Source organism: Sphingobium sp., from assembly GCF_003248505.1.
Classification (GTDB): Bacteria; Pseudomonadota; Alphaproteobacteria; order Sphingomonadales; family Sphingomonadaceae; genus Sphingobium.
Genome location: NZ_QFOA01000114.1, coordinates 1 through 7,318 on the forward strand (window position 1 = coordinate 1; position 7,318 = coordinate 7,318).

A 7,318-nucleotide genomic window follows, 5' to 3' on the forward strand; every position below is an offset into this window, starting at 1 on the left:
GCCACACTTCTTCTCTCAAGTCTTTTAAGCATGGCACGGGGACAGCGCCGGCCTCAAGGACGACGGGGCCCCACCATTTTTTTCGGCAGGCAGGCGGCAGCCCGTTCATACTTGGCCGACGCGTGCCGAAAAAAATCGTGACCCCCATCGCCGCTTCGCGGTCGGGGCTGCGCCCTGATCCTTGACCCCGTCACTCGGAGCCCGTGCAGGGGGGAAAACCTCTTTCAATCATAGGAGGTTTTCATGACCAAGGCATTCCGTTCCGTCCGTAGCTTCACCGAGATCGCCGCTCTCATTGCCGACGAGAGCGCGGTTACGTCCGACAGCTTTCTCGCCGCATTCGAGACGGACCTTGATGGCGTGAGGGTGAGCCGGGACGACGAAGAGCGCGCAGGGCACATGCCCGATGCGACGCAAGTCCAGTTCGCGGTCGAGTTGATCGTGACGACGCTCTTCGACGTTCTACGGGATAGCAGGCTGGAGAAGGTGGCAGGGCGCATCGCGTGGGGCATCGTTCACAGTTTCCATCGGGTGAGCGATCAGGCAGCGGGACAAGCCGATGGCGCGGCAAGGCAGATGCGCGATCTTCTCCGGCAGGTTGACGGTAGCGAAATCCACGCCGTGGAGCTGGAGCGCGCGCATGAGGAGCTGGCCTTTCTCGACGAGGCTGCAGACGCTCTGGCCTGCATGCGGGACCATGCCGCAGCGGTTTATCATAACGAGACCGGCAGGCCCTGGTCGGCGCCAAGGGCGACGTTGGTATCTTCCAAGCGAACTGCCAGCGTCATCAACGGGACGGACTATCTCGCGGCGCGACGCCAGCGCCGGATCGGACAGCATCACCCCGAAGGACCGTTGGTGGTTTTCTCCGGCGGAAGTCAGTGGGCGGACCCGGAGCCGATCTGGAAGGCACTGTCGAGGGCCAAGGCGACCCGGCCGCAAATGGTGCTTCTGACCACGGCCCAGAATAGCGGCGGCGACGCAATTGCCGAGGCGTGGGCGGCAAAGACCAGGACGCCGGTGGTGAAACTGGGCATCGACAAAGCGCGCTGGGGAAATCGCGCCGGGTTCGTGCGCAACGACCAGATTGCGCGGTTGCGGCCAGTCGAGGCCATCGTCGCTGAAGGGAGCGGCATCCAGGCTCAGCTGGTGAGGGTGATGCGTTCCATCGGTGTCGCGCCGGTGTTACTCTCACTCTATGGCGGCCCTTCGCGTTGGGCTGACTGAAGCGACGAAGGATATGCGGGAGCTGTCGGGCGCGGGTCCGATAGCTCCCGCTTTTTTTTGTCTGTCGCTCTATGTCGTTTCCCTCAAGGACAGGCGCTGCGCGCCCGTCCCGTCGGGCAACGATGCCGCATTCCTTGGAACGCGGGCCTCCTGCGCGCGGCTTCGCCGTGCTCGTCGCAGGGACGCCCTATGGGCGCTTTTCCGGTTGGGATTTTGAGGCTGGCGCAAGGCTTTTCAATGCAGCGATAGCGGCTGGCCCACCCACCCGGATCGCCTGCTGAAGCAGGTCGCGAAAGTCTCTTTCGCTGAGCTTCTCTACCTCCATGTCGCTTATGATGGAGGCATATTTGCCGCGCAGAGCGCGGCGGGCGTCAAGGATCTCTTGCGCTATTTTCGTCTGGCGCGCTTCGAGGTCTGCGAGCCGATCACGGTCATTCAACTTGGGCATTGATCATCCTTTCACATTGGATGGTCTGCCCGCCGACCACAATATCGAGGATCATCGCGATGAATGCAATCTGTTGCACAGATCGATTTGCTGCTACTGCGTTCCGCAGGAAAGGAAATCCCCTCCGGGCTGCCCCGCGCCTTCCGGCACGAGGCAGCGCAGCGGGGCGAGCCCGCTGCGAAGAGGGGACGCACGCCCATGGCGTATTGTAATGCACCGTACGCACGGGTGCTGCGGGCGCGAATCGCAAGGATATCTGCGGGTCTTGGCCCGGTGCCCGTTGGTGCCGGTGTCGCCTTTCTCAGCGGGAATTGGCACCAGATGGTCACCGGCCGGGAACAATGCGGGGCTAAGTCTTTGATAAGATTTGGCACCATGTGGGTGCCTGCTGCCTGAATGTAAGGCATTGAGATCGCCTGAAATTCCGGGTATAGAGGCCTGGCTTCACCCCATTTGGACAGGCAACGAACAGGAGTTCGGCGCTTGCCCAGGATCAATATCAGATTGAAGGACGCCCTCCATGGGCGTCTCGTCGCCGGCGCCCGATCGGCGCGGCTCAGCGTTCCAGAATATGTTCGCGACATCCTCGATCGGTTCGAAGGGGTCGATGCCGGCGGCTATCATGGTCGCTTCGATGAGGTGCAGGCGACCCTCATCCAAGTCTTCGCCATTCTGGCCGCTTCGGTCGGAACGCGACGCCCCGATATTCTCCAGAAGGGCATGGATGATGCCCGCGCTCTACTCCTCGAACGGGGGCTACTCGCGTCCGAAGATGGTGCGCTATGAGCATCTTTCGCAACGACACGCTGGGCTCCTGGACTCGTGGTGGCCAGGCCATCGTTCACAATGTGAGGATGACCACCCAAGTATTCTTCCAGACCTCGCTTGCGGGCCTCGCCATCTGGGTTGGCGGCATCATTTGGTATGTCCTCGAAAAATCGAGCGACTATCAGCGCTTCGTTGCGATGAAGATCGCCGAAGCTACGCTGAAGAGCGATGTGCCGGGCGGCGCGCCGATCCTTTTCAGGACCCCGGCTGGTCGCCAATATTGGACGACCTCGGACATGCTGCTGGCCTCTCCCATCGCCAAAAAGACCATGCAGGCGATGGAGCAGCATCTGATTTATGGGGCTGCCCTGTCAGGTGCCTTCGCCGCGGTCATGCTTCTTTGGGCCTGGTTCTATTTCACCCGAACCGGGAAGGGACTCGGCTCCAATCAGTTCATTCGGGGCGCCCGGTTCGGCACAGCCCGACAACTGCGCCGTCTGCTGTGGCGCTCGCGGCGGGGAAGTTTCGCCATCGGCGGCGTACCGGTCCCGGCCGAGTTTGAGCCTGAGCATATCCTGATCTGCGGGGCGCCGGGAACGGGCAAGACCAACATCATCGTCAAGATGCTGGCGGGGATGCGCGGGAAGGGGCGCCGGGCAATCGTGTTCGATACAGCCGGCACCTTCGTCGAGAAATTCTACCGGCCGGGACACGACATATTGCTGAACCCGCTCGACGCCCGAGCGGATAGCTGGTCCCCTTGGGTCGATGTGCCGCGCGACTATCATTATGATCAGATCGCGGAGTCGACGATACCGGACAAGGGCGGCGACCCCTTCTGGACGAAGGCGGCGCGAGGCACATTGGTCGCTGTCTTCCGCAAACTTGCCAAGAACAGGCAAATGCTGATTTCTGTCTTGCTCGACACCCTGCTTCGGAGCCCCTTGAAGACGCTGGCCGCCTTTGCAGAAGGGACCGATGCCGCCGCGTTCATCTCCATGGAGGGGGACCGCACCTCCGCAGGTATTCGCGCCGAGCTGGCTTCCGTCGTGCGCAGCTTCTCTTATCTGGACGACACACTGGATGGTTTCTCGGTGCGCGACTGGGTCGCCAATGAAGAGGATGACAGCTGGCTGTTCATCACGGTCAAAGCCGATCAGCTCCCCTCCCTGCGGCCACTCGTGACGGTCTGGCTCGACATCGCGATCAGCGCGATCATGAGCCTTCCGCCTGACCAGAAGCGGCGGCTCTATTGTGTCATCGATGAGTTGCCGACGCTCCAGCGGCTGCCCTCGCTCAGTGACTTCCTGGCGCGCGCCCGCAAATATGGCGGATGCGGCATATTGGGATGCCAGTCCTATCCCCAGCTGGAGGCAACCTATGGCATCCAGGATGCGGCGGCGATCACCGGCTATTGCTCGACCTGGGTCGCGCTACGAGCGAACGACACACCCACGGCGAAGCATGTCTCGGAGAATTTAGGGCAGGTCGAGCAGGTGGAGGCCAATGAGGGCATGTCCTATGGGGTCAACGACATGCGGGACGGCGTCAATCTCTCCCGCATGCAGGTCACCCGTCCGCTGGTCATGCACACCGAGGTTACGAACCTTCCCAACCTGTCGGGCTTCCTCCGGTTCGGGAGAAACCTGCCCGTCGTCCATTTCCGGGATCGATATAATGGCCTGCCGACGATCGAGCCGGCATTCGTTGAGCGAACCGAACCAGCCAAGCGTTTCGATGACAGCAACGATCCGGCTCAGCCTGAGACGCCACCGCAACGGAAGCGTCGTCGGGCTGAGAAGAAAGCGGTATCTGAGCCGGAGCTGCCTCTGGCGAGCAATTCCCCCAAAGAGCCGGCACCCGATGAGCCGCTCACCGATGAAGGCAACGACGTGTCGGAACCGGCAGGGGACGCCCCGATTGTCGATCCGCCCAAGCTCCTTGGACCAAGAAGTGGTTTCAACCTCCACAAACATAGCCGGTCCAACGGCCAGCGAGACGATGCGAGGCCGGCATGATGCATCCGCGCCGCCTGAAGGGCACCCCAGGCAACATCGCCCGCTACTACACCGTCGGGGATTATTATACGAAGGGAGAGGCGGAGACTTCCTCCTGGGGTGGCGCGATGGCGGGCGAACTGAGGCTGCGCGGAGAAGTGGATCCCGCGCAGTTCAAGGCGCTTCTCAGCGGTGCGGTCGCAGACCAGCAGTTGGGGCGTCGGCGATCGGAAGGGATCGACCACCATCCGGGGTGGGACTTTGCGATCAGCGCGCCCAAATCGGTGTCGATCATGGCGCTGGCTCTTGGCGACGAGAGATTAATCGCTGCGCATGAGAAGGCCGTCGACGCGGCGCTCTCCTATCTTGAGGAACATGCCCAGCTGCGTCGCCGGGAGGAGGGGAAAATCATCCATGAGACAACCGGCCGGCTCCTTTGGGCACGCTTTACCGAGCATGCCAGCCGTGAACTCGACCCCCATCTCCACACCCATGTTGTCATCCTCAACATGACAAACCGCGGTCCGGGCGACCCGATGGCCAGTCTCGAAACGCGGGCCATGTATGCCGAGCAGATGGCGGGCGGACAGATATACCGGAACGCCCTTGCTCACCAGTTGAGGGAGTATGGATTTCAGATCGACTTCGATCCCCGGCGGGGATTGTTCGAGATCAGGGGGGTGCCAAACGCGCTGATCACCGAGATGTCGCAGCGCGCCGAGCAGATCAACGCCCATGCCGCTCAGCATGGCCTTTCGGGACAGGCCGCGCGCCGCCAGAGTTTCTACGAGACGCGCGGGCCAAAGGTGAAAGTGGGGCTGAGCGAGCTCCATGATCGATGGCAAATGCGGATCGGACGCTATGAACCGGCGCTTGGCGCTATCCTCGCCGAAGCCAGGGAGGCTGGCGAGCGACCCGTTCCGGTGGAGGCCGCCGACGCAGCCCGGGCGGCCCTGTTCGGCATCAGACAATCGGAGGGGCGGGAGGCCGTAAACCCCCTTGGTCGCCTCATTGCGACCGGCCTTGCTTCCCATGTGGGTGAGGTCCGCTTCGAAGATCTGAGACCGCTCCTGATCGACCATGAGCGCCGCCGTAAGTTGCTGGCGACGCGGGGACAGACGGGCGACGCCATCCTCACGCGAGGACGAACCAGCCGCAGGACCGTAAGGCTCGAACAGGCGCTGACCCAGCACCTTGCCCTGTCGTTGGCAGACGGCCGGCAGGTCGCTAGTGCCGACCGGTTGCTGTCTGTCCTTGAAAACGCCGGTCTGACGCCTGCCCAGGAGCAGGCCCTGGTCCACATGGCATTATCGAGCGACCGGATAACAGCCGTGCACGGTGTGGCAGGAGCAGGAAAATCCATGCTGGTGCGCTCGCTCAAGGACGCGGCGCATTCAGGGATGGTATTGACCGCGCTTGCGCCGACGTCATCTGCTGCCGCTGAGCTGGGTGATCGCGCGGATATTGCGTCCCGGACCGTCGCCAGCCTTTTGGCGAGCGGCGGGCATGGCCTGAGCGACAAGGATGTTCTGATCCTTGATGAGGCTGGACAGCTTGGAAACCGCCAGGCGCTGCGCGTGCTGGAGATCAGCAGGGCGACCGGCGCGCGGCTCATCCTGCTGGGAGACAATCGACAGACCGGCGCGATCGAACAGGGGAAGGCATTCTGGCTCATGCAGAAGCTGGGCATGGCCACCGCCGAGTTGGTCGAGTCGCGGCGGCAGCAAACAAAGGCGATGAAGCTTGCCGTTACGCAGGCCCGCGCCGGTGATTATGCTGGTTCGCTTGAGCAGCTCGATAAGGTGGTTAGCGGCGCTGATGCGGAGGAGCTTGCCAAGAGCCTTGTTGCCGAATGGACGCGCCTCAAGCCTGAAAGCCGGGCCACCACGAACATCCTCGTTCTGGAGAATGCGACGCGCCTCATCGTAAACAGCCAGATCCGCGAGACTTTGCAGAGAGAGGGTGTCGTCGCCGCAGAGGACACCCGGCTTGCTGTACTGACGCCCGCAGGCTTCAGCGATCAGGAAAAGCAGATGGCCCGCTTCTATTCCGGTGGCCAGGTCCTGAAATTCAACCGTGATCAGGTTGGTGCTGGCTTGGCGCGCGACGGCGAATATCGGGTCATTGCGGTGGTCCGCGATGCAAAGGGGCGGCAGCTTGTGCGATTGGCTGACGAACAGGGACGCATCCACAATTGGGACCCCCGAACGAGCAAGGCGGCGCAGGTCAATGTCTTCCTCTCTGAGCACCGCAACCTTGCCGCAGGCGATCGCATCCAGTGGCGGCTCGCGACCAAGGAGTTGGATCTCAAAAATGCCGAGCGGGGGACGGTGGAGAAGCTGGAAGGCATGGTGGCGACGGTTCGGTGGGACCGTGGTGATCGGGTGCAGCAGATTGATCTTGGGCGCCATTCCACATGGGACCATGGCTATGCCGAGACCGTATATTCCGCCCAGTCGAAGACCTATGACCGGGTCTATGTACTGGCTCCCGTGGCGTCCCCGCTTGTCAACGGGCAGAACTTTTACACCGCCATCACGCGGGCCAGATACGGGGTCAAACTCTGGACGGAAGATCCCAGGAAGCTCGTCTCTAAATTGGAGGAGCGCTCCGGCGAAAAAACATCTGCGCTCGAAGGGCTAGGTCGACTGGAGCGCGATAACAGCAAGCGATTTGCCGCCCGGAACGACGCACGCCTTAAGGGTCTGAGGCTCGAACAGGTTGTGGAACGACGGAAGGCAGAGGAGAGGGCGCTCGCCCGTAAGCTCGATCAGCGAGAGTGCCGATTCCGATGAAGCCGCCCCTCGTTTCCGAGATGATTGCGCCCCTTCGTTCCGAGATGATGTCGCCCCCCCGGAGACAGGGCCGTGCTGGCTAC

General features: G+C 62.2%; 5 protein-coding genes. 4 read left to right on the forward strand and 1 reads right to left on the reverse strand.

Annotation, left to right across the window (positions count from 1 at the left end; translation table 11 throughout):
- Positions 1-243 precede the first annotated feature (243 nt).
- Complete coding sequence (locus tag DI606_RS18880; RefSeq protein WP_293985426.1) at positions 244-1,227, forward strand: DUF2493 domain-containing protein; 984 nt, start codon at positions 244-246, stop codon at positions 1,225-1,227.
- Positions 1,228-1,414: 187 nt separating this feature from the next.
- Here DI606_RS18880 and DI606_RS18885 read toward each other — a convergent pair whose 3' ends face one another.
- Positions 1,415-1,675, reverse strand: coding sequence for a hypothetical protein (locus DI606_RS18885; protein WP_293985427.1), 261 nt, complete (start codon positions 1,673-1,675; stop codon positions 1,415-1,417).
- A 504-nt stretch (positions 1,676-2,179) separates the two neighbouring features.
- Between DI606_RS18885 and DI606_RS18890 the strand changes: the two genes are divergently transcribed.
- Genes DI606_RS18890 through mobF form a run of 3 tightly spaced genes read left to right on the forward strand, consistent with a single transcriptional unit; the run spans position 2,180 to position 7,235 of the window.
- Positions 2,180-2,461, forward strand: a complete 282-nt coding sequence (locus DI606_RS18890; protein ID WP_293985429.1) for a hypothetical protein — start codon at positions 2,180-2,182, stop codon at positions 2,459-2,461.
- On the forward strand, positions 2,458-4,461 hold the full coding sequence (locus DI606_RS18895; RefSeq protein WP_293985431.1) for a type IV secretion system DNA-binding domain-containing protein: 2,004 nt from the start codon (positions 2,458-2,460) through the stop codon (positions 4,459-4,461). The genes DI606_RS18890 and DI606_RS18895 overlap by 4 nt, the downstream gene beginning before the upstream one ends.
- Positions 4,458-7,235, forward strand: a complete 2,778-nt coding sequence (mobF, locus tag DI606_RS18900; protein ID WP_293985432.1) for a MobF family relaxase — start codon at positions 4,458-4,460, stop codon at positions 7,233-7,235. Before DI606_RS18895 ends, mobF begins: the two co-directional genes overlap by 4 nt.
- The last annotated feature ends 83 nt before the right edge of the window (positions 7,236-7,318 follow it).